Origin of the sequence: Streptomyces cinnamoneus (assembly GCF_014650495.1) — a bacterium.
Classification (GTDB): Bacteria; Actinomycetota; Actinomycetes; order Streptomycetales; family Streptomycetaceae; genus Streptomyces; species Streptomyces cinnamoneus.
Genome location: NZ_BMVB01000001.1, coordinates 489,079 through 510,041, shown reverse-complemented (window position 1 = coordinate 510,041; position 20,963 = coordinate 489,079). Strand labels below are relative to the sequence as shown.

The following is a 20,963-nucleotide window of genomic DNA, read 5'->3' as shown; positions in this document are numbered from 1 at the left end:
GTGCGATGCTCTTGTCCGTGCGCGCCTTACGACGTCTGCATGTGCTGGACTGGCTGGCCGGCGGGGTGCTGGCCTGCGGACTGCTGTTCCTGGCGACGGGGTTGCTGCCCGCGGAGCCGGCCGGGGACGCGATGGTGCGGATCGCACCGTTGCTGGCGTTCCTCGGCACGGTGATCGTGCTGGCCGAACTGACGAGCCGGGCCGAGGTGTTCGACGTGGTGGCGGCGGGGGTGGCGCGCGCCGGTGGCGGGAGTTACGCGCGCTTGTTCCTGTTGTGCGTCGTGTTCGCGTCGGTCACGACGATCACCCTCAACCTCGACACCACGGCGGTGCTGTTGACGCCGGTGATGCTGGCGCTGGCGTCGCGGGTGGGGATCGCGGCGGTGCCGCTCGCGATGACGACGGTGTGGCTGGCCAATACGGCGAGCCTGCTGCTGCCGGTGTCCAATCTGACGAACCTGCTGGCCGCGGACCGTGTGGCGCTCTCCCCCGTGGGTCTGGCCGCGAGGATGTGGGCACCCCAACTGGCGGCGGTCGCCGTGACGATGGGCTGCCTGTGGCTGTTCTACTGGCGGCGCGGCGAACGCGGCGCGGACGTCTACGTTCCGCCGGAGCCGCACCGTCCGGCCGACCCGCTGCTGTTCCGCGTGTGCGCGGTGGCGTGCGCGGGTTTCCTGCTGGCGATATTGATCGACGCCGTTCCGCTGTGGACGGCGTCGGCGTCGGCCACCGCGCTGGCCGTCGTGGCCTTCGCGGTGCGCCGGCGGTCGGTGCTGCGGCTGTCCCTGGTCCCCTGGCGGCTGCTGGTGCTGGTGCCGGGCCTGTTCCTGGTGGTGGAGACGGTCGACGTCAACGGTCTGCACAGCCTGCTCGCGTCCGCGGTGGGGGCGGACGGCGGACTGCTCGGGATGTTCCGCGCGGGGGCGGTCGGCGGGGGGCTGTCGAACGTGCTCAACAACCTGCCGGTCTACCTCGCCGGGGAGTCGGCCGTCCCGGAGGGCAATCACCAGCAGCTGCTGGCGCTGCTCGTCGGCACCAACGTGGGACCGGTGATCACGCCGTGGGCCTCCCTGGCCACGCTGCTGTGGTTCGAGCGCTGTCACGCCCAGGGGGTCCGGGTGTCGTTGCGGCGCTTCACGGCCACGGGCGCGGTGCTCGCGGCCGGGGCCCTGCTCACCGCCGTCCCGGCCCTCGTCCTGACGGGCTGAGGGGGCGGTCCGTGCGGCGCGCGGTCACTGCGGCCGGCTGAGCGCCGGGCGGGCGCCGTCGCCGGCCCCGGCGGCGACGAGGCCGAGGAGGTAGGGGAGGTCCTGTGCGCGGCCGGCGACGAAGCTGCGGTCGGTGTCGGGGCCGTCCACGCCGCCGCGGAAGGGCCGGCCCTCCAGGTCGCGGATCTCCAGGCCCGCCTCGGCCGCCAGCAGGAGGCCCGCGGGCAGGTCGATGCCCTCGGCGCGGTAGCCGACGAAGCCGTCGATGTCGCCGCGGGCGAGCATGGCCCAGGCCAGCAGGGGCGCCCACAGCTGCAGCAGCCGCCGGCAGCGCACGTCCAGCGTCCCCTTCAGCGCCCGCGCCACGGGATCCCGGCGGGCGACGGCGTGGCCCTGGGTCCAGGCGAGCAGCGGCCCGGCCGGGGACAACGGGCGGGCGGGGCCGGCCAGCCGGCCGCCCGGGCCGAAGGCACCGCCGCCCGCGGCCGCCGTCCACGTCCGGTCGGTGACCGGGTCGTGGACGACGGCGACCACGGGCGCGCCGTCGACGCACAGGGCGATGCCGACGACGTAGGCCGGCAGGCCGATGACGACGTTGTTGCTGCCGTCGAGCGGGTCCACCAGCCAGGTGCGGTGCGGGGCGCCGGAGCGCTGGGCGGGAACGGTGCCGGCCTCCTCGGCGAGGATCCGGTCGTGCGGGAAGCGCTGCCGGATGCGCTCCACGATCAGGCGCTCGGCCAGCAGGTCGAGGTCGGTGACCACGTCACCGCGGTCGCCCTTGGCCCGCACGGCGTAGTCGTCCTGGAAGCGCGAGCGCACCAGCGCGCCCGCCTCCCGGGCGACGCCGACGGCCACCGCGTGATCGGCGGCGTACCGTCCCGCCGGACCGCCGGTGGCCCGGGGGCCGCCGCCGGGGGCCGGGGCGTCAGGGGAAGTGCCGTCCATCGATCCTCCTGAGGACAGTACGGGCCGTCCGGGCGGTCTGTGCGGCGTCGCATGTCTGTCGTACCACCCGGTGGTGGGTGCCATGCACCGGTCCGAGGCTCAGGTCGCGCCGCCCGGGCAGGGTGCGGCCGAACAGCAGGGTGGCGGCGGCGGTGCCGGGCGGCACGACGGTGGCGTGGAACTGTCCGGCGGGCAGGGTGTAGATCTCGCCGCCGGAGCTGGTCTCCTCGGGGCCCGGCGTGCACCGCACCAGACGGGGCGTCGGCCGGATCTCGTCCACCGCCGAGGCGTCGCTGTGCACGGCGTACACGCGGTGCGTCGGGTCCTCGGGCCGGTCGTGCACCTCGACCCGCAGATTGCCCACGCGGCCGTACAGCACACAGCTGGCGAGGTCCCAGCTGTGCGCGTGGACGGCGGAGGTGGTGAGCCCGGCCGCCGCCCGGCCCGGCGTCCCGGAGCCGAAGACGTGCACGCACACTCCGCGGTCGTCCTCCCGGTGCACCGGGAGGCACAGGAAGCCCAGGGGGTGGCGGACGGCGCACGGTCCGCTGCGCCCGGCGGCGATCTCCTCAAGGGCCGCGGCCGCCGCGGCGAACAGCGCCGTGACCGCGCCGCCCTCCGTCCCGCCCTCGGCCATGGCCTGTTCGATGAGTCCGTACTCCACGGGGCTGCGGCGCACTCGGGAGTTCACCTCCGGTAGGGATTCTCCGCATGCAGTGCCTTGTCGATGATGTCGCCGACCTCCCGGTCGGTGAAGGCCGCGGGGAGCGGCAGGGCGAGCCCCTCGAAGAGCCGCAGGACCTCGTCGACCGTCGGCTCCTCGCTCAGCGGTTCGGTGCGGGACAGGTCGAGGTGATGGGCCTGCTCCCGGCTCTGGTGGAGCTCGGTGACGTAGTAGTCGTACAGCGGCCGGTCCCGCTCCACGAGCAGGTTCACCCGCTGCGGGTCGTCCTGGGTGATGATCAGGCAGGATCCGGACAGGTCGAACCGGAGGGTGGGCACGACCGAGGAGAGGTAGACGTCGATCTCCAGGGTGTCCAGGCGCTGTTGGTACCAGCAGGCGGCGAGGACCGTGGCGAACGACTCCTTGCGGGTGCGGTCGGCGCTCCACGCCTCCGGCGGGACGACGTGCAGCCGGTGGGCGAAGGTCTGGCGGAAGCGGGCGTAGGCCGCGCACGCCTGCTCGTCCGCGGGGTTGACGATGTCTATCTTCATCGCGAGCGAGCGGCGCTGGCGCTGGGCCTCCCGGACGCAGACGGGAAGGGTCACCGCCCGCAGGTAGGTGCCGGTGCCGCCCTTGAACACCCAGCGGTCGGTGCTCAGCCGCGCCCGGTCCAGGGCGCGTTCGAGCTCGGCGCCGGAGAGCGAGCGCACCATGGTGAGGTCTTCCAGGGCGTGCTTGGTGCCGGTCATGGCGGTGCGGATGTCGCTGACGCGGCGCCGCCGTTCGGTCAGGGTGCCGAAGACCAGGGCGGCCAGCACCAGGAGGGTCGCTCCCGAGGTGACGTTGTCGTCGATCTGCTGGCCGAAGACGTCCAGGGCGCCGATGATCAGGGCGGCGCCGAGGGCGACGACCCCGTCGAGGTTCCTGATGGTCCATCCGACGGCGTTCTCGATGCCGCGCCCCAGTTCGGTGGTCCTGCGTGCCATGGCCCCAGCCTCTCCCCCGGTTACGGCAATCGTAGGAGGGGGGCGTGGCCGACGGCCAGGCGTTCCGGTCGCCGCGGGTACGTTCCGCGCCACGGCGGCGCACGGCGTCCCGTGGCCGGCGTCAGGCCGCCGTCCAGGCGGGGTCGCGTCCGGTCAGGCCGATGACCCGGTCCAGGAGCGGGGCGTCGGCGGGCACGTCGACGGCGGGGGCGAAGAGGCCCTCGGGGGCGGGCGATCCGTCCGGTCCGGGAGCGAACCGGGAGACGAACTCCAGGCATGCGCGCAGCTCCGGCTCGCCGCAGTCGAACGGCTGTCCGGTCGCGCGGGCGATGTCCCAGCCGTGCACGATCAGCTCGTCGAGGGTCACCCTGGCGGCCACGGCGGCGGGCAGTTCGACGCCGCCGGCCCGGGTCGTGCCCTCCCAGGCGGCGGGGTCCCGCCAGGCGTCGGCGAGGGCGGCGAGCTGCACGGGGATGCGGGTGCGCCAGTCGTCGCCGAGCGCCGCGGCGTTCCCGGACGGGCCCTGGGGGGTGCCGGGTGCCGGGGCGGCCTTGGTGGCGGCGGCGGTGAATGCCAGGGAGAGGCCGTCGACGTGCTGGATGAGGTCCCCGAGGGCGTAGTGCGCGCAGGGCGTGGGGGCGGTGAGCCGGTCGCGGGGCACGGCCTCCAGCAGGCCGGCCATCCGGTCGGCCGCGGGGCCGAGGTCGAAGTCCACCGCCATGGCGTCTCCTCCAGCGGGCAGTGCGTCGTCAGCAGGAGGGCAACCGTATCGGCGGCGGTGGGCGGGGCCGTGCCGGGCGGCGCGGCCCCGCCGGTCTTTCACCGGAGTGGACGCCCTGGGCGGGTGCCCGTGGTTCAGCCGTGCGTCACCTTGAGGGTCGTCGGCCAGCCTTCCCGGCCGAGGATCCAAAAGAGGCTCTTGATGTCCTCGGGGCGCAGTTTGATGCAGCCGTGGGAGTGGTAGTCGGCGTTGCCGTCCCAGCGCTGGTCCTCGGGGACGCCCCGGCCTCCGCCGCGGGTCATCTCGCTGTGGATGAACAGCTCGTTGCGGTAGGTGCCGTCCCAGCAGCGCTTGCTGCCCAGTTCGATGGCGTAGCCCTTGACGAGGTTGCCGTTGTAGGCGGTGTGGTGGCCGCCGAGGGTGTAGGTCCCGTCGGGGAGCCAGCCCCGTCCCCGCGCGCACTCCTGGTCGCTGAAGCCGGAGCCGGCCCGGAACGCGGCGACCGTCCGCTGTCCCTTCAGCACGGTCAGCCGGGAGTGGGCCTGGGTCCCCTTGGTGAAGCGCAGGGACGTGGCGGCGGGCGCGGCCTGCCCCGCGGGCGCGAGCAGCGCCAGCAGGGCGAGCGCGGTGCCCACGGCTCCGCCCGTGAGGGCGGGGCGGACCCGGAGGGGTGAGGTGCGGGGCATGGGGGTGTCTCCTCGGATCGGCGTACGGGTGATCGGTCCCGGTGCCCGGGCGGGGCCGGGCGGGAGGGGATTCTCGCCATCCGGCCGCCCGGCCATGCCTCACTCGTCCCGGTGACCCCGGTGGGTCGAAGATCACAGCACTGGGCGCGATCCGGCCGGGGCGCGCTGAGTACGGTGAGGGGGTGCCGACCCAGCAGAACGTGTTCTCATCCCTCGCCGCCTGGCGGCGACGTGCCGTGTCGCGGGCGGTGCACCGCGGGGCGCGCTGGGTGCGGGACGCCGGTGCGGTGACCGCCGAGCGCCCCGGCCCGTACCGCTTCCGGCGGCTCGGCGCGGGCACGCGCCTCGCCTTCCCGCAGGGGACGGTCTTCGGCGAGCCGTGGATCGAGGTGGGCGAGCACTGCATCATCGCCCGGGACGTGACGCTCACCGCCGGCATGATGCCCGACCTCGACCTGGGGCCCGACACGCTGCTGCGCCTGGGCAACGGGGTCGTCCTGGGACGCGGCAGCCACGTGATCGCGGACGCGTCGCTGACCATCGGCGACGACTGCTTCTTCGGCCCGGGCGTCTATGTGACGACCACCAACCACAGCTACGACGATCCCCACACGCCCATAGGCAAGCAGTGGCCCCGCAGCGAGGCCGTCGAGATCGGTCCCGGCAGCTGGATCGGCACGGGGGCGGTGATCCTGCCGGGCGCCCGGCTGGGCCGCAACGTGGTGGTCGCGGCCGGGGCCGTCGTGCGGGGCGAGGTTCCCGACCATGCGGTGGTGGCCGGTGCGCCCGCCCGCATCGTCCGCACCTGGGACCGGGAGGCGGGCTGGCAGCCGCCCCTGCGCACGCCCGCGCCGTCGCCCGTGCCCGAGGGGGTCACGGCCGAGCAGCTGCTGGCCCTGGCGGAGGGGGAGCCGTCGCCCTCCGCCGACGGCAAGGACGCGTGAGCGGCGCTCACCACGTGACCGGCAGGGCCTCGGGCCCGCGGTTGATGGAGCCGCACCGCCAGCGCATGTCCTCCTCGTCGACGGCCAGGCGCAGCCGCGGGAAGCGGCCGAGCAGCGTGGAGAGCATGACCTCGGCCTCCATCCGGGTCAGCAGGGCGCCCACGCAGTAGTGCGCGCCGTGGCCGAAGGAGAGGTTGGGCGCCTCGTCGCGGGCGATGTCGAGCCGGTCGGGGTCCTTGAAGACCGAGGAGTCGCGGTTGGCCGCCAGGTAGGACACGTAGACCACCTCGCCGCGGCGGATCGTCGCCCCGGCGACGTGCAGGTCCTCCGTGGCGATGCGGGGCAGGCCGACGCCGTTGCGGTGGGGGATGTAGCGCAGCAGCTCCTCCACCGCCTGCGGCAGCAGCTCCGGCTCGGCGCGCAGGCGGGCCAGCTGCTCGGGGTGGGTCAGCAGGGCGTAGACCATGTTGGAGACCTGGTTGCGGACCGCGTCCATGCCGTTGAGGACGAGCATGACGGCCAGCGAGATCAGCTCGGGGTTGCTGAGCTCGCCCTCGCCCTGGGCCGCGACCAGGGCGCTGAACAGGTCCTCGCCGGGGTGGTCGGCGCGGTGGCGGGCCAGCTCGCGGAAGTAGCCGGCGATCTCGCGCTTGACGGCGTCGCTCTCCTCCTGCGAGTGGTTGCTGGAGAGGATGACGCCGCGCCAGCCCTGGAGCCGGTCGATGTCGTGGGCGGGCACGCCCAGCAGGTCGCCGATGAGCTGGGCGGGCAGCGGCCCGGTCAGGCACTCCGTCAGGTCGGCGGGCGGGCCCAGCTCCGCCATCCGGCCGGTCATCTGCTCGGCCAGCTCCTGGGCCCTCGGGCGCAGGGCCGCCACCCGCTTGCGGCCGAAGGTCTGCGCGACCAGGCGCCGCAGCCGGGTGTGGTCGGGCGGGTCGGTGCGGCCGATCCCGCCGGCGGGTGCCACCACGTGCGGGGTCATGCTGGTGACGGGGCGGTCGACGGTCAGGGCGCGGCTGAGGGTGGGCTCGGAGGCGACGGTCTTGACGTCCTCGTAGCGCGTCACCAGCCAGGCTTCGCCCTCGCCGTAGCGCAGACGGATGCGGGCGACGGGCTCCTCGCGCAGCAGGCGGTGCAGCAGCGGGTCGAAGTTCAGGGCGGGCAGCGGGTCCACCGCCCACTCGTGGACCGCCTCGCCCGGCGGCCGGGCGGGGAGAAAGCCGTCGGCCGGCGAGGGTGTGGCGGACGAAGTGGTCATGCCGTCGCTCCTTGTCTCCCCCGGAACTGCCGTACCGGAACCGGCTCGGACCGCATGGCGGAACGGCCCCGCATACTGGCTATTCCCCGCCAAGGGGGACGCATACGCCGGAATCGGGATTACACCCGCAGGTGTGAGCCGGACGCCTGCCGCCCGGGGGCCGCCGTACGACCTCCGGTGTAGGGCCCGCGACCGTTACGGCCGGGACGGTACGCGGCCTAGCCTCGGCGCATGGACACGACGAGCGGCACTCTCGACGAAGCCTTGCACCGCCTCCACGGCCACGGCCCGGAGTTCAGGGAGTACTTGAGCAACCACGGCCCGATGACGGTCGAGGCCCTCGCCCACCGGGGCCGGGGCGACAGCGTCCACCGCTGGCTGGACACCTATGAGAAGAGGCTGGAGGACGTCCCGCCTCCCCGCAGCCGCATCACCGGGGCCACCTGGCGCGAGGCCCTGGGGGACCCCCTGCGGGTCACCGACTGGACCGTCTACTTCTCCCACCAGGTCACCGTGCAGCCCTGGCGGGAGGTCCTCGCCGAGTGGTGGCCCCGCCTGCTGCCGGGCATCGCCGGCGCCGCCACCCACCCCGCCATCCGAGTGGGCCATGCCGTGCGCGCCCTGACGGCCCTGGGCGAGGACGCCCCGCGCCGGTCGGAGCTGGCCCACGCCCTGGGCTACTGGGCCGCGCGCCACACCACCCTGCCGGTCACCGTGGACCCGGCCGGCCGGGCGGCGCCCGCCGAGGCGCTGGCCACCCTGCCCCGGATCGCCGAACAGAACGTCACGCCCCTGCGCGGCTACGCCCAGCTGCCCGCCACCCGCGGCTGGTCGGCCACCGCGGACTCCCTGTGCGTGCCCGACTCCCCCGAGGCCGTCCGGGAGCAGCTGACCGCGCTGGTACGGGCCGCCACCCTCAACTACGGCGCCTACGGCCACGGTGACGGCGTGATGATGGTCCACGCGGCCACCGCGCCCAACGCGGTGCTGCGCACCCTGCCCGCCCTGCCGCAGGAGCTGTGGCGGCCCTCGCTCGTGGTGGCCTGGGCGGCGACCGCGGCCATCACCTCCCTCTACGCGGCGCACACGCCGCTCTCCCCGCCCGGCGCCTCGTCGGTCACCGCGGAGGAGGTCTTCGAGCGGGCGGCCGCGCACGGCGACGCGCACGTGATCAAGTTCGCCGACACCGCCCTGGACGTGGCCGCGGGCGCCGAGGACGGCGACGACCGCGCCCTGGCGGCCGCCCTGAACGCGGTGCGCCTGATCGGCTCCGGGGACTAGGCCACCGGACGCTTCACCTCCGCTTCGCCTTCCCCCATTACCTTGCTGCGCAAGACAATCCGCGACTACCTTGTACTGCATGACAAAGGCGCCGCCCGGCACGGGTGACCAACGCCGCAGCCAACTCCTGCGCGGGGTGCTCGACCTGTGCCTCCTGGCGCTCATCGAGGAGCGGCCGCGGTACGGCTACGAGCTCGTCGAGGCCCTGGCCGCGAGCGGGCTGGAGCTGGTCAGCGAAGGCAGCATCTACCCGCTGCTGGCCCGCATGGAGCGGGCCGCGCTGATCGACGCGTACCGCGCCCCGTCCGCCGCGGGCGGGGCGCCGCGCAAGTACTACCGGCTGACCGGTGCCGGGCAGGCGGAGCTGGCCGCCGGGCGCCACGCCTGGCAGGGCTTCGCCCCGGCCGTGAGCCGGACGCTGGAAGCGGGGACGGAGGGGGAACGGACATCATGACCGACGAACAGATACTGGCGATCTGCCAGAGCAACTGGATCTACCGGGGCGTCGACGACACCTCGATGCGGGAGATGCGCGAGGAGCTGCGCGCACATCTGGAGGAGGCGGCCGCGGCGGGGCGGTCGGCAACGGACGTGGTGGGCGAGGACGTGGCCGCGTTCGCGGCGGCCTGGGCCCGCGAACGCCGGCCCCTGCGGCAGCGGATCGGCTACCTCGCCGGCGTCGCGGGCGCGTGTCTCGGAACGGCCCTGCTCCTCGCCCACCTGACCCGCTGGACGACGAGCCTGCCGGTCACCCCCGAACGCATCGCCTTCTACGTCCTCTTCGCCGCCGTCTTCGTCGCCTGGGAACTGCGCCGGGGAGGGGGCGGCCACCTCAGGTCGACGGTCATCGGCGTGGTGGCGCTGGTGCCGGTCGCCGTGGCGGCGCACTGGCTCAACGGTGACATCACCCTCTTCCACCTGCCGCTGTGGGGCTCCGCGGCGCTGCTGCTGGCCGGCGCGTTCCCCGCCGTCACCGACGCGCGGCGCCGCAGGGAATCGGCCGCTGCGGGTGACCGGTCCGCCGGATGAACCACCGTCCCTGGACCCGCGCGTCCGGTTCGGACACACTCGGCCCATGCGATGGACCGACATCGAGCAGATCGCGGCCGATCTCGCCGCCCAGTACCCCGCGGCCGAGCCGCTGACCGTCGACTTCACGGAGATCCGTGACCGGGCCGCCGCGCTGAGCGCCTTCAGCGACGACCCGGCCCGCTGCAACCTGCGCATCCTGGAGTCGATCCAGCTGGCCTGGCTCGACAGACTCGACGGGATCGGGACGACGGACTGACCGCAGCCGGCCCGCGGCTCACCCTCCCAGGATGCGACGGGCCTCCCGGAGGCCGGAGAGCAGCGCGCCGTGGACGGTGCTGCTGTGGTCGCCGGAGGTGGCCTCGCCCGCGAAGTACAGGCGTTCTCCGACCGGTTCGGCCAGGGCGTCGTGGTCGCCGGCGCGGGAGCCGGTGGCGGGGAAGGAGTAGGAGCCGCGCGCCCACGGGTCGGCGCCCCAGCGGGTGAGACGGTGCGCCACGGGCTCGGGCACCCCCTCGCCGTACATGCGGCGCAGCACGTCCAGGGCCGCACGGACGACGGCGGCGTCGTCCAGCGTTTCGAGGCGGCGGGCGACGGGCCCGCCGTTGAGGGCGGCCAGCACCGGGGCGCGCAGGACGTGCCGCAGGTCGTACCAGTGGGCGAAGGCCCCGTGCGCGGTGCCCTCCTGGCGGATCACCAGGCAGTCGTCCCAGAAGGGTTCCGGGAAGCGCAGGTAGAGCTTGTCGTAGAGGCCCATGCCGAGCCGCCCGACGGCGTCCTGCTTGGCCGCTGGCAGGGCCGGCTCGAAGACGACGTCGCCGGCCTTGAGCACCCCGAGCGGCAGGGTGAGCAGGGCCCGGTCCGCGGTGAACGCGCCGTGGCCGTCGGTGTGGAGGGTGACGCCGCCGGCGTCGTGGGTGACGCGCGTGACGGGGTGGCCGAGCCGTACGTCCAGGCCCCGGGCGAGGTGCTCGGCGAGCCGGCCGTAGCCGTCGGGGAAGACGACCTCGTCGCCCTCGAAGTCCTCGCCCCGGACCATCCCGGCCAGCGAGATCTCCTCGATGCCGGCGCCCCAGTCGTCCTCCGTCATGCGGCTGCGCGCCTCCAGGACGCGCCGCGCACGCTCCGGGCCGATCCCGGAGGCGTCGAGCACGCCGCGCAGCCCCGCCGCGGCCGATTCCCCGTCGTCGGCGTCCCCGGCCCGGGCGAACAGCTTCTCGCCGGCGGCCTCGTGGTCGGCCTCCCGCTCGCGCGTCTCCGCACCGTTCAGGCGGCGGCCGTCGGCGGCGTGGACGACCGTTCCCGGCCGGGGGCCGTAGGTGAGGGTGCCGGCGTTGTGGACCAGCGTGGCGGCCCCGGCCTCCTCGGCCAGCCGTGTGACGGGGTTGCCCTCGACGCCGTGGATCCAGGAGGCGCCCAGGTCGATGCGCAGGCCCTGCCACTCCTCGGTCCACAGCCGGCCGCCGAGGCGGTCCCGGGCCTCCAGCACGGTGACGGCGTGTCCGGCGCGGTGCAGTGCGCGGGCTGCGTACAGCCCGGCCATGCCCGCCCCGACGACCAGCGTCGTGCCCGTCTTCGTCATGGGGAGCGCCTCCCGGCGGTGGTGCGATGGGGTTCGGTGCGTGCGCGGTGCGGCGGCAAGGTCACCGCCGGCCGAGGGCCTGGCGGCGCAGGCGGCCGGGGGTGGTGTCCAGGCGCTCCCGCAGCAAGGTGGTGAGCGTCGTGGCGTTCTCGTAGCCCACCCGGCGGGCCACCGCCTCGGTGGGCAGGTCGGTGGTGCGCAGCAGGTGTGCGGCCTGTTCCAGGCGGATGCGCTGGGCGAAGCGCAGGGGCGAGACGCCCAGGGCCCGGTCGACGGCGCGCTGCAGGGTGCGTTCGCTCGTGCCCTGGGCGCGCGCGGCGTCGGCGATGCGCAGGGGCCGGTCGAGGTGGTCGCACACCCAGCGTTCGAACGCGCTGACCGTCGGGTCGGTCCGGGCGAGGTGGCTCGGGACGGCATAGCCGGCCTGGGTGGGGCGGGTGTCGATGAGCAGGTAGCGGGCGGTCAGGTCGGCGAGCGCGGGGCTGGTCCCGCGCACCAGGCCCAGCGCCAGGTCCAGGTGGGCCGTGGCGGCTCCGGCGGTGGTGATGCCGGGGGCGTGCGCGAGCATCCGGGTCTCGTCGAGGGCGACCAGGGGGTAGCGCTTGCGGAAGTGGGGCGCCAGCCACCAGCTGGTGGTGGCCGGGTGACCGTCGAGGACGCCGCTCTCCGCGAGCAGGAACGTTCCGGTGCACGCGGCGGCCAGCGGCACCCCGGCGGCGCGGGCCGTGCGGACCAGGTCCTGCACCGGCTTGCGTTCGGGTGCGGCGACCCATGTGGCGAGAAGCTCCGGCTGCTTGTGGCCGACGCCGGGCACGACGAGCACGTCCGGTGCCGGCGCGGCCCCGGGAGCGACGGCCGTGACGAGGTGCCCGGCGGCGGTGCGCACCGGTCCGTGCGGACCGACGCAGGTCACCTGCCAGGGCGGCGGGGGCTGGGGGAGTTCCCCGCGCAGCTCGTTGGCCGTCTGCAGGACGTCCAGCACCGCGGCCAGGCCGGAGTCGGACGTGCCGTCGACGACCAGCACGGAGATCTTCATGTCGGAAACGGTAGGCGATGGGTCGTATCCGCCACTGGGGCGGCCCTGGCGGTCATTCATATATTGATCACACCCGCTCGACGGAGAAACCCGATCGGTGAACCGGGGAGATCACTCGAATGACCACCGCACGCACGACCCATCTTTGACGCGCCCCTGTCAAATCATGGCGTCCCGTGGCACTCTGCCTCACGCACCGTCAATCCGCACCACTCGTCTGCCCGGGCCGCCGACGCCGCGGCCCGGCCCCCACACGGTCCGCGCGGACCGCTCCGCACCGCGCGGCCTCGGCAGAAGGAGTACGCGTGAGACGTCCCCGCCGCACGACCACCGGCATCCTGCTGGCCGCCGGCGCCCTGACCGTCACGGGCGTGCAGGCCACCCCGGCCGGCGCCGCCCCGGCCCCCGCACCGGCGACCGCGCACACCGCCACGGCGGCGGCGCAGCAGCGGGCCGCCGCCTTCTGGACCCCCGAGCGCATGCGCACGGCCACCCCGCTCGACCCGCCCGCCGCCACCGCGTCCCCCGGCGCCCTGCGCGCCCCCGCGCCCGGCGGCCGGCCGACGACCGTCGCGCCCACCGCCCCCTCGGCGGGCGTCAGGTCCTTCCCGCAGGCCGGTGGCCCCTGGACCGGCGGCGGCGCGGTCGAACGGACCTCCGGCCGGGTGTTCTTCACCTTCCAGAACCGCACCGCCTCCTGCTCCGGCAACGCCGTCACCAGCAAGAACGGCAGCACCGTGCTGACGGCCGGGCACTGCGTCAAGTACCAGGGCAGCTGGCACACCAACTGGGTGTTCGTCCCCGGCTACCGCGACGGGCAGGCGCCGCACGGCAAGTGGGGCGCGACCACGACCATGGCCACCCCGGAGTGGGTGGCCAACGAGCAGACGGGCATGAACTTCGACGTGGGCGCGGCCGTCGTCGGCCCGCTGGACGGCAAGCGGCTCACCGACGCGGTGGGGGCGCAGGGCCTGGAGTTCAACGGCGGGTACAACAAGGCCATGTACTCCTTCGGCTTCCCCGCCGCCTCCCCCTACGACGGCAGCAAGCTCATCCACTGCAGCGGGACCGCCACCAAGGACTTCCTCCTGACCAAGGACCACGGCCTCGGCTGCAACATGACCGGCGGTTCCAGCGGCGGGCCGTGGTTCACCTCCTTCGACGAGGCCACCGGGACCGGCCTGCAGGCATCGGTCAACAGCTTCGGCTACACCTTCCTGCCGAACAGGATGTTCGGCCCCTACTTCGGCGACGAGGCCAAGAGCCTCTACGAGCGGGCGCAGACGACCTGAGGCCCGGCCCCGCACGACCGCCCCACGCCCCGACGCACCACCCGGATTCCGCCCCGCCGGACAGACCCGGCGGGGCGGACCGCCCGACGGGCCGTCAGGGATTGGGCCATGGCCGGAACACGGTTTTTAATAGGGAACCTATGTTCTCTCCGCGTTCCTTGATCACTTATCCGCGCATGCTCCGCCACGCCTCCACCCTGAGCGTGGGGCTGCCGCCCGACGAGGCCGTCGTCCTCGACGCCCCGGACGCGCCGCTGCGCGCCGCCCTGACCGCGGCCGCCGGCGGCGACCACGAGCCGGCCCGCGAGCTCCTGGCGGCCACCCGGCTCGGCATGCAGTGGGAGCGCCGGAACACCTACGTCTCCGCGCTGGCCGAATTCGCCCTGCACAACCCCGGCTGGCTGGACGCCTGGCTCTCCGCCGCGCCCGAGGACCCGGACGCGGTGCTGGTCAAGGCGGATCTGTGCATCCACCAGGCGTGGGAGATCCGCAGCAGCGCACGGGCCGAGCACGTCAGCGAGGACCGGTTCCGCGGCTTCTTCACGCTGCTGGAGGACGCGGTGCCCGTCATCGGCGCCGCCGTGGAGCTCAACCCCACGGACCCCGTCCCCTGGCGGGTGGCCCTCACCCACGCGCGGGGCAGCCAGGCCCCCCGCGAGGTGTTCGACGGCTACTGGCAGGAGGCCACCGCCCGCTCCTCGCACCACTTCGGCTGCCACGCCTCGGCCCTGCAGTACCTGTGCGAGAAGTGGTTCGGCTCCCACGAGGAGATGTTCGCCTTCGCCGAGCAGGCCGCCGACCAGGCCCTGCCCGGCTCCCTGCTGCACGCCCTGCCGCTGCTGGCGGCCGTCGAGTACGCGGTCGTCGCCTCCGCCGTCGAGGACGGGCCCCTCGACCCGGCCCGCATCGACGCGGCGGTCGAGCGCGCCCTCGACCTCGTCGCGCACTACGAGGCGGGCGACGAGGAGATCGCCGCGGTGCGCAACCACCTCGCCCTGATGCTCGCGCGGGCCGGCCGCTGGGCCGATGCGCTGGAGCAGTTCCGGGCCATCGGCGTGCACGCCACCGCATTCCCCTGGGCCTACCTCGGCGACGCGCGCGAGCAGTTCCTGGACTTCCGCACCGGCGTGCGGATCCAGGTCGCCATGAACACCCCCCTCTTCGGGCGTCCCCCGCAGCCCGTCGCCCTTCCCGCCCAGGCCGGCGCCCCGACCTGGGAATCGGAGCACTGCTCCCTCGCCGTCGTCTCCGCGACGCTCGACACCGTCGCCGAGGCCACCTCCGCCAACAGCACACCGCTGCGCCTGGCCACCGGCGCCAACGGCTGGCACACCCTGGTCGAGGTGGCCCTCGACCCCGACCCCGCCCGCCGCGGCTCGCTGATGACCCGGGACCGGCTCGTCAGCGCGGCGGGCATCTTCACCACGCGCGAGCGGTGGACGGCCCTCGTCCTGCACCGCTCCGGCGACCGGCGGGGCTTCACCCTCGTCCACAACGGCGACCGGCTGGCCGAGCACCAGTGGGACCCGGCCGCCCCCGTCCCGGACCTGGAGGCGACGACCGCCACCGCCGAAGCCGTGGCCCGCGCCTACGGCATCGACGACGTCCGGCCCCTGATCGCCCTCCTGCGCGGCAACGACGATGCGCCGCGCCGCCAGGCCGATCTGGTCGCAGCGCTGCGCATGCCGCCCCTGCCCGAGACCTTCGGGACGCGGGCCGAGGCGCTCACCGGGCTGCCCGGCGCCCGGATCGTCGCCCGGCGCAAGGCCGCGGCCCACTGGAAGAAGGCCGACGCGTCCGGCGCGGCGGCGCCCGATGCGGCCTACACCCGCCGCCGGCCCGTGCGCTGGTGGGCGCTGCGCCTGCTCATGTTCCCGTTCTTCACCGCCCTCGCCGTCTGGGGGTGGCAGGCGGACGACGTGCTGTTCGTCAAGCCCCTGATCGCCACCGTCGCGGCGTTCGCCGTCGGCACCGAACTGGTCGGGGGCTGGCGGCAGCGCCCCCGCGGCTGAACCCGGGCCGCGGCCGCCGTGGTCCGGGTCAGCCGCGGGTGCGGACGGCCCCGGGCACGTCGAGCGCCCGGGTCAGCCGGCCCAGCGCGGAGTACGCCTCGCGGTAGGGGGTGCCCTGCGGGTGCAGGGTGAGGACGGCGACTATCGTGCGGTCCCCCTCGCCCACCGTGCCGGTGGTGTGCAGGGCGGGCCGTGAGAGGTCCACGCCCCCGCCCGTGCGGCCCCGGGGGCGAGGGGGCTCCGCGCTGCCGTCGGGACGGAAGCCGGACCAGCCCTGTTTGACGGCCCAGGGGCGCTCGAACGCCGCCGCCGTGCCGAAGCCCTGGTCGAAGCCGTCCGTGCCGTGGCGCGTGGCCCGGTGCAGCTCGCCCATGACGACCTCGCGCACGGGCGCCGGCGCCTCTTCGAGGAGGTAGCGGTAGATCCTGACGGTGTCCGCGGCCGTCAGGCCCGTGTAACCCCAGTGGCCGGGGTGGGAGGACGGCGGGGGAACGGTGTCGGCGAGGCGGAGCCGCGCCACCATCCGCTCGACGATCGCGCTGCCGCCGTTGTGCGTCCAGTAGTGACTGGCCGCGTCGTCGTCGCTGCTGCGCAGCATGAGGCCGAGGCGTTCGCGGTCGTCGGCGGGTAGCTCGTAGCCCGGTCCGCGGTGCCAGAGGTGGTCGAGCGCGATCAACAGCTTGACCACCGACGCGGAGCGGAAGCGCGTGCGGGTGTTGAGCTCTTCGGTGAAGGCGCCGGTCTGCCGGTCGTAGACCGCGAGGCCCGCGGTCACTCCGGCCGGCACCCGGGCGTCCTGCGGCCCGCCCTGCGGCTCGGCCCCGGCCGGGGGCGCCGCGCACAGGGTGAGGGCGGCCAGTGCGACGACTGCCGTGACCCCGAGGGCCGGTACGAAGCGGATCTGCAAGGCTCTCTCCTCCCGGAAGGAGTCCCGACCGGCGGTCTTGGGGGACTCCCTCCGGATAGTGGAGTGCCGGCGGCACGGGGTCACCCGCCTTCGGCCAGCATCGAAGCGGTCCTCGCAAGGACGGGTTCCCCGCTGCGGCGGGCGTGGCACCATGGGTGCCCGGCGCGCGATGGGAAGGGGAGCCCAATGAGCAGTCCGTACAAGGGGATCGAGAAGGTCGAAGTGGCGATCAAGTGGGACCCGAGCCCTCCGGGACGGCCGCCCCACGACCTCGACCTCATCGCCGCGACGTACGGCGCCGACGCGCCGTACGGCGAGCCCGCCTACCTCGTGCACTTCGACAGCCGCTCCCCCGACGGGACGATCACGCTCGACCGGGACAGCCGGACCGGTCAGGGCCTGGGCTTCGACGAGGTGATGAGCTTCGAACTGGACCGGCTGGCGCCCACGTTCGTCAGGGTCGTCGTCGGCGTGGTCGTCCAGCAGACCCACGGCCGGCTGACGTTCGGCGACGTCGCCGGCACCGGCGTCCGGGTGCGCTCGGGGTACACCGAGCTGGCGACGGACGACCTCGCCGGGGTGGCGGAGGCGACGGCCGCGACGGTCGCGGAGTTCCGGCGGAACGGCTCCGGCGGCTGGGAGTTCCACCACACCGTCCGGGGCTTCGACGCCGACCCGGTGTCGTTCGCCGCCCTCATGGGGACGGTCCCCGCTTCCTGACCCTCCGTCACCGACACTGCGCACGCACGCACCTGCCCGAGGAGAAGCCTCCGCGATGAGCGAGCTCCACCCGCCCCTGCACCCCTACGCCGAGGGGATGCTCGACGTGGGGGACGGCAACCTCGTCCACTGGGAGGTCTGCGGCAACCCGGAGGGCAAGCCGGCGCTCGTCGTCCACGGCGGGCCGGGCTCGGGGTGCACGCCCGGGGCCCGCCGGCCCTTCGACCCCCGGCGGTACCGGATCGTCCTCTTCGACCAGCGCGGCTGCGGGCGCAGCACGCCGCACGCCGGCGACCCCGCCGCCGACATGCGCCACAACACCACCGGCCACCTGCTCGACGACATGGAGCGCCTGCGGGAGCATCTGGGCATCGAGCGCTGGCTGCTGTTCGGCGGCTCGTGGGGCTCCACGCTGATCCTCGCCTACGCCGAGCGCCACCCGGAGCGCGTGTCGGAGATCGTCATCCCCGGCGTCACCACGACCCGGCGCTCGGAGATCGACTGGCTCTACCGGGGCGTCGGCCGGTTCTTCCCCGAGCAGTGGGAACGCTTCCTGGCCGGGGTGCCCGGGGTGGGCCGCGACGGGGACCCGGTCGGCGCCTACGCGCGGCTGATGGAGGACCCCGACCCGGGAGTACGGGCGAGGGCGGCCGCCGACTGGTGCGCCTGGGAGGACGCGGTGCTCTCCCTCGAACCCGGCGGGGCGCCCGACCCCTACGGCGGACGGCCCGCCGCGGCACGGCTGGCGCTGGTCCGGATCGCCTCGCACTACTTCGCTCACGGGGCGTGGCTGGAGGAGGGCGCACTGTTGCGCGACGCCGGACGGCTGGCCGGGATCCCGGGCGTGCTGATCCACGGCCGTCTCGACCTGAGCAGCCCGCTCGACACCGCCTGGGACCTCGCCCGGGCCTGGCCGGACGCGCGGCTGATCGTCGTCGACGACGCGGGACACAAGGGCGGCGGCTCGACGCGGGCCCGGGTGCGCGAGGCGCTGGACGGCTTCGCCGGGCGCTGACCCGGGGCCGCGGCCCGGGCCCGCACCGTCCGGACGGGCGAGGTACGGCCATGGGAGCGACACTGGAGGTACAGCACGCTGCCCGTGCGCGGGCAGTCCGTTCCGGGAGGTGTTCTCCGTGCTTCCACTGCTCCTCGTTCTTCTCCTCGTCCTCATCTTCTTCGGCTTCGGCTTCGCGCTGAAGGCGTTGTGGTGGATCGCGATCATCCTGCTGATCGTGTGGCTGCTGGGCTTCGTCATGCGCTCCGGCGGAGGCCGTTGGTACCGGTGGTAGGTGCGCCGTACCGCACCTGACGGTGCCGACCGTCCTGGAGGAGATGTGGCGCAAGGGCCCCGGCCGAACGGCGGGGAAGGGTACGACGCGGCCCCGTTCGTCCCCGGCCGCGGCGGCCTGAGGGCGCTGCGCGACGCGGCCGCGGGCTGCCGGGGCTGCCCCCTGTACCGGGAGGCGACGCAGACGGTGTTCGGCGACGGCCGGGCTTCGGCGCGCGTCGTGCTCGTGGGAGAGCAACCGGGCGACCAGGAGGACCGGCAGGGCAGGCCGTTCGTGGGCCCGGCCGGGGGCGTGCTGACGCGGGCGCTCGGCGAGGCCGGGATCGATCCGGCCGAGGCGTACGTCACCAACGCTGTCAAACACTTCAAGTTCGAGCAGGCGGCGCGGGGGAAGCGACGCATCCACAAGGCCCCGAACCTGCGGGAGATCAGCGCCTGCAGACCCTGGCTGCTGGCCGAACTGCGGCAGATCGCGCCGGAGGTGGTGGTGACGCTGGGCGCCACGGCGGGCAAGTCGCTGCTGGGCTCGTCGTTCCGGGTGGGCGAGCGACGCGGCGTGGCGCTCCCCCTGCCGGTGTTCGACGGCGAAGCGGCCGCGGAGGGCATGCTGGTGGCGACCGTCCACCCCTCGGCCGTGCTGCGCGCCGACGAGGCCGAGCGGGCCGCCGCGTACGCGGGACTGGTCTCGGACCTCGGTGTGGCGGCGGAGCTCCTGCGCTGAGGCGGGGCTGCTGCGCCGACGGCACGAGGGGCAGACAGGGCCCGTTGATCAGATAGGTGCATCCTCCATATAATTGCCCAAGGTAACCAAAGGAGCGCTCAGCGCTCTCACCCCGGCAGAAGGAAGCACCCCCATGCACGCCGCCACGAACCCCTTCCGCACGTACGTCGAAGCCACCCTGGACGTCCTGGAGACCGCCCCCGGGCGGGAGGTGTTAGTCCATCAGGAACGCCGCGTCACCGGCGGCGAGTTCCGCGCGCTCGTCTACCGGATGGCACGCGCCCTCACCGGGATCGGTCTCGGCCCCGGGCAGACCGTCACCCTGCTGAGCGGCAACCTGCCGGAGATCGTCGCCGCCCGCTACGCGGCGAACCTCATCGGCTGCAGCGTCAACCACCTCTACAACAAGCTGTCGGCCGATGCCCAGGCCGCGATCGTCCGCGACGTCGAGACGCGCGCCCTCGTCGTCGACCCGCGCTGGGCCGGCCGCGCCGCCGAGATCACCGCGCAGGCGCCGGTGGAGTCCGTCCTCGTGCTCGGCCCCACGGACACCGGCACCGACCTGCTGGACCTGGCCGCCGCGCAGTCCGACGCCCCGGTGCCGGGCCGGGCCCGGCCGCAGGACGTGTGCAGCATCCGCCACACCGGCGGCACCACCGGCCACCCGAAGGGGATCTGCACCTCCTTCGAGCAGGTCGACGGCCTCAGTCTCTCGACGCCGGACGCACAGGAGGACGAGCCGCGGCGCCAGCTGGTGTGCACCACGCTCGCCCACATCGCCGGCCTGTTCACCGACGTCACCCTCCGCCTGGGTGGCATCGTGGTGCTGCTGGAGGACTTCGAGCCCGCGGCCGTGCTCGCCGCCATCGAGCGCGAGCGCATCACCGACACCTTCCTCCTGCCTCCCCTGCTGTACCGCCTGCTGGACCACCCCGACGCCGCCCGCACCGACACCTCCAGCCTGCGCTCCCTCATGTACGGCGGCTGCCAGGCGTCACCGGCCCGCATCGCCGACGCGGTGCGCCGGCTGGGCCCGGTGCTCGTGCAGTTCTACGGGCAGAGCGAGGCCGGCGGGATCAGCGTGCTGGCGGCCGAGGAGCACGACCTTGGGCGTCCGGAGCGGCTGCGGTCGGCGGGGAAGGTGCTGCCCGGCGTCGAGGTGGCCGTCCGCGACACCTCGGGCCGCACGGTGCCCGACGGCGAGCACGGCGAGATCTGCGTGCGCTCGCCGCACCTGATGCAGGGCTACTGGAAGCAGCCCGAACTGACCGCCGAGGTGCTGCGCGACGGCTGGCTGCACACCGGTGACGTCGGATTCCTCGACGAGGAGGGGTACCTGACGGTCGTCGACCGGCTCAAGGACATGATCATCGTGGTGGGCGGCCACGTCTACACGTCCGAGCTGGAGGACCTGCTGAACTCCCACCCCGAGGTGCTGCAGAGCGCCGTCTTCGGTGTCCGCGACGCCGACCGCATGGAGCAGGTCCACGCCGTCGTGGTGTCCCGGCCCGGCAGCGGCGTGGACGAAGAGCAGCTGCGCGACCTGGTGCGCACGGAGCGGGGGGCGATGTACGAGCCCGCGCGCATCTCCTTCGCCGACGCCCTGCCGCTGACCGAGGCCGGCAAGCCCGACAAGAACGCGCTGCGCCGCACCGCGGAGCCCGCCGGCATCGCCTGAGCCGG

22 protein-coding genes are annotated in these 20,963 nt (G+C 74.4%); 13 read left to right on the top strand and 9 right to left on the bottom strand.

What is annotated here, in order from left to right:
- Positions 1–5: 5 nt before the first annotated feature.
- A complete protein-coding gene (locus IE182_RS02295) occupies positions 6–1,208 on the top strand; it encodes an ArsB/NhaD family transporter (protein ID WP_190107880.1) in 1,203 nt (400 codons plus the stop codon).
- 24 nt (positions 1,209–1,232) lie between these two features.
- Here IE182_RS02295 and IE182_RS02290 read toward each other — a convergent pair whose 3' ends face one another.
- The 5 genes from IE182_RS02290 to IE182_RS02270 all read right to left on the bottom strand — a co-directional run bounded on the left by IE182_RS02290 (position 1,233) and on the right by IE182_RS02270 (position 5,210).
- Complete coding sequence (locus IE182_RS02290) at positions 1,233–2,153, bottom strand: inositol monophosphatase family protein (RefSeq protein WP_190107879.1); 921 nt, start codon at positions 2,151–2,153, stop codon at positions 1,233–1,235.
- Positions 2,134–2,832: a hypothetical protein gene (locus IE182_RS02285; protein ID WP_229844510.1), complete on the bottom strand. Its 699-nt coding sequence runs from the start codon at positions 2,830–2,832 to the stop codon at positions 2,134–2,136. The genes IE182_RS02290 and IE182_RS02285 overlap by 20 nt, the downstream gene beginning before the upstream one ends.
- 8 nt (positions 2,833–2,840) lie before the next feature.
- Positions 2,841–3,803 carry a hypothetical protein gene (locus tag IE182_RS02280; protein WP_190107878.1) on the bottom strand — a complete coding sequence of 321 codons (963 nt, stop codon included), beginning with the start codon at positions 3,801–3,803 and terminating at the stop codon, positions 2,841–2,843.
- A gap of 121 nt (positions 3,804–3,924) precedes the next feature.
- Positions 3,925–4,524: a TIGR03086 family metal-binding protein gene (locus tag IE182_RS02275; protein WP_190107877.1), complete on the bottom strand. Its 600-nt coding sequence runs from the start codon at positions 4,522–4,524 to the stop codon at positions 3,925–3,927.
- Between the two features lie 134 nt (positions 4,525–4,658).
- Entirely contained in the window at positions 4,659–5,210 is a 552-nt protein-coding gene (locus IE182_RS02270) for a L,D-transpeptidase (protein WP_190107876.1), read from the bottom strand.
- A gap of 182 nt (positions 5,211–5,392) precedes the next feature.
- On the opposite strand from IE182_RS02270, the gene IE182_RS32390 reads away from it, so the two are divergent.
- A complete protein-coding gene (locus IE182_RS32390) occupies positions 5,393–6,154 on the top strand; it encodes an acyltransferase (RefSeq protein ID WP_190107875.1) in 762 nt (253 codons plus the stop codon).
- Between the two features lie 7 nt (positions 6,155–6,161).
- On the opposite strand, the gene IE182_RS02260 is transcribed toward IE182_RS32390, so the two are convergent.
- Positions 6,162–7,412, bottom strand: coding sequence for a cytochrome P450 (locus IE182_RS02260; protein ID WP_190107874.1), 1,251 nt, complete (start codon positions 7,410–7,412; stop codon positions 6,162–6,164).
- Positions 7,413–7,643: 231 nt separating this feature from the next.
- Between IE182_RS02260 and IE182_RS02255 the strand changes: the two genes are divergently transcribed.
- The 4 genes from IE182_RS02255 to iscX all read left to right on the top strand — a co-directional run bounded on the left by IE182_RS02255 (position 7,644) and on the right by iscX (position 9,981).
- Positions 7,644–8,693 carry a questin oxidase family protein gene (locus tag IE182_RS02255; RefSeq protein ID WP_190107873.1) on the top strand — a complete coding sequence of 350 codons (1,050 nt, stop codon included), beginning with the start codon at positions 7,644–7,646 and terminating at the stop codon, positions 8,691–8,693.
- 79 nt (positions 8,694–8,772) lie between these two features.
- A complete protein-coding gene (locus IE182_RS02250; RefSeq protein WP_190107872.1) occupies positions 8,773–9,147 on the top strand; it encodes a PadR family transcriptional regulator in 375 nt (124 codons plus the stop codon).
- A complete protein-coding gene (locus IE182_RS02245) occupies positions 9,144–9,722 on the top strand; it encodes a hypothetical protein (RefSeq protein ID WP_190107871.1) in 579 nt (192 codons plus the stop codon). The genes IE182_RS02250 and IE182_RS02245 overlap by 4 nt, the downstream gene beginning before the upstream one ends.
- A gap of 46 nt (positions 9,723–9,768) precedes the next feature.
- Entirely contained in the window at positions 9,769–9,981 is a 213-nt protein-coding gene (iscX, locus tag IE182_RS02240; protein ID WP_190107870.1) for a Fe-S cluster assembly protein IscX, read from the top strand.
- Between the two features lie 18 nt (positions 9,982–9,999).
- On the opposite strand, the gene IE182_RS02235 is transcribed toward iscX, so the two are convergent.
- Together IE182_RS02235 and IE182_RS02230 are read right to left on the bottom strand one after the other, a co-directional pair.
- Positions 10,000–11,304 (bottom strand): flavin monoamine oxidase family protein, encoded by a 1,305-nt coding sequence (locus IE182_RS02235; RefSeq protein ID WP_190107869.1) that lies wholly within the window; start codon positions 11,302–11,304, stop codon positions 10,000–10,002.
- 61 nt (positions 11,305–11,365) lie between these two features.
- Complete coding sequence (locus IE182_RS02230) at positions 11,366–12,340, bottom strand: GlxA family transcriptional regulator (RefSeq protein WP_190107868.1); 975 nt, start codon at positions 12,338–12,340, stop codon at positions 11,366–11,368.
- Between the two features lie 305 nt (positions 12,341–12,645).
- On the opposite strand from IE182_RS02230, the gene IE182_RS02225 reads away from it, so the two are divergent.
- Positions 12,646–13,632, top strand: coding sequence for a trypsin-like serine peptidase (locus IE182_RS02225; protein WP_190107867.1), 987 nt, complete (start codon positions 12,646–12,648; stop codon positions 13,630–13,632).
- Positions 13,633–13,790: 158 nt separating this feature from the next.
- Complete coding sequence (locus tag IE182_RS31740; protein ID WP_229844509.1) at positions 13,791–15,644, top strand: DUF4034 domain-containing protein; 1,854 nt, start codon at positions 13,791–13,793, stop codon at positions 15,642–15,644.
- A gap of 28 nt (positions 15,645–15,672) precedes the next feature.
- Here the strand turns inward: IE182_RS31740 and IE182_RS02215 are convergent, their stop codons facing one another.
- Positions 15,673–16,551 (bottom strand): hypothetical protein, encoded by an 879-nt coding sequence (locus IE182_RS02215; protein WP_308432042.1) that lies wholly within the window; start codon positions 16,549–16,551, stop codon positions 15,673–15,675.
- Between the two features lie 186 nt (positions 16,552–16,737).
- Between IE182_RS02215 and IE182_RS02210 the strand changes: the two genes are divergently transcribed.
- From IE182_RS02210 to IE182_RS02190, 5 genes are all read left to right on the top strand, one after another.
- Positions 16,738–17,271 (top strand): TerD family protein, encoded by a 534-nt coding sequence (locus tag IE182_RS02210; RefSeq protein ID WP_190107866.1) that lies wholly within the window; start codon positions 16,738–16,740, stop codon positions 17,269–17,271.
- 55 nt (positions 17,272–17,326) lie between these two features.
- Positions 17,327–18,286, top strand: a complete 960-nt coding sequence (pip, locus tag IE182_RS02205) for a prolyl aminopeptidase (protein ID WP_190107865.1) — start codon at positions 17,327–17,329, stop codon at positions 18,284–18,286.
- 118 nt (positions 18,287–18,404) lie between these two features.
- On the top strand, positions 18,405–18,560 hold the full coding sequence (locus IE182_RS02200; RefSeq protein ID WP_190107864.1) for a DUF5670 family protein: 156 nt from the start codon (positions 18,405–18,407) through the stop codon (positions 18,558–18,560).
- 45 nt (positions 18,561–18,605) lie between these two features.
- Positions 18,606–19,280 carry a UdgX family uracil-DNA binding protein gene (locus IE182_RS02195; protein ID WP_190107863.1) on the top strand — a complete coding sequence of 225 codons (675 nt, stop codon included), beginning with the start codon at positions 18,606–18,608 and terminating at the stop codon, positions 19,278–19,280.
- A gap of 133 nt (positions 19,281–19,413) precedes the next feature.
- Positions 19,414–20,958 (top strand): AMP-binding protein, encoded by a 1,545-nt coding sequence (locus tag IE182_RS02190; RefSeq protein ID WP_190107862.1) that lies wholly within the window; start codon positions 19,414–19,416, stop codon positions 20,956–20,958.
- Positions 20,959–20,963: the final 5 nt, after the last annotated feature.

Coding starts and splice junctions, on each gene's coding strand:
- IE182_RS02295 (WP_190107880.1), top strand. CDS start 6: ATGCTCTTGTCCGTGCGCGCCTTACGACGTCTGCATGTGCTGGACTGG.
- IE182_RS02290 (WP_190107879.1), bottom strand. CDS start 2,153: ATGGACGGCACTTCCCCTGACGCCCCGGCCCCCGGCGGCGGCCCCCGG.
- IE182_RS02280 (WP_190107878.1), bottom strand. CDS start 3,803: ATGGCACGCAGGACCACCGAACTGGGGCGCGGCATCGAGAACGCCGTC.
- IE182_RS02275 (WP_190107877.1), bottom strand. CDS start 4,524: ATGGCGGTGGACTTCGACCTCGGCCCCGCGGCCGACCGGATGGCCGGC.
- IE182_RS02270 (WP_190107876.1), bottom strand. CDS start 5,210: ATGCCCCGCACCTCACCCCTCCGGGTCCGCCCCGCCCTCACGGGCGGA.
- IE182_RS02260 (WP_190107874.1), bottom strand. CDS start 7,412: ATGACCACTTCGTCCGCCACACCCTCGCCGGCCGACGGCTTTCTCCCC.
- IE182_RS02255 (WP_190107873.1), top strand. CDS start 7,644: ATGGACACGACGAGCGGCACTCTCGACGAAGCCTTGCACCGCCTCCAC.
- IE182_RS02250 (WP_190107872.1), top strand. CDS start 8,773: ATGACAAAGGCGCCGCCCGGCACGGGTGACCAACGCCGCAGCCAACTC.
- IE182_RS02245 (WP_190107871.1), top strand. CDS start 9,144: ATGACCGACGAACAGATACTGGCGATCTGCCAGAGCAACTGGATCTAC.
- iscX (WP_190107870.1), top strand. CDS start 9,769: ATGCGATGGACCGACATCGAGCAGATCGCGGCCGATCTCGCCGCCCAG.
- IE182_RS02235 (WP_190107869.1), bottom strand. CDS start 11,304: ATGACGAAGACGGGCACGACGCTGGTCGTCGGGGCGGGCATGGCCGGG.
- IE182_RS02230 (WP_190107868.1), bottom strand. CDS start 12,340: ATGAAGATCTCCGTGCTGGTCGTCGACGGCACGTCCGACTCCGGCCTG.
- IE182_RS02210 (WP_190107866.1), top strand. CDS start 16,738: ATGAGCAGTCCGTACAAGGGGATCGAGAAGGTCGAAGTGGCGATCAAG.
- pip (WP_190107865.1), top strand. CDS start 17,327: ATGAGCGAGCTCCACCCGCCCCTGCACCCCTACGCCGAGGGGATGCTC.
- IE182_RS02190 (WP_190107862.1), top strand. CDS start 19,414: ATGCACGCCGCCACGAACCCCTTCCGCACGTACGTCGAAGCCACCCTG.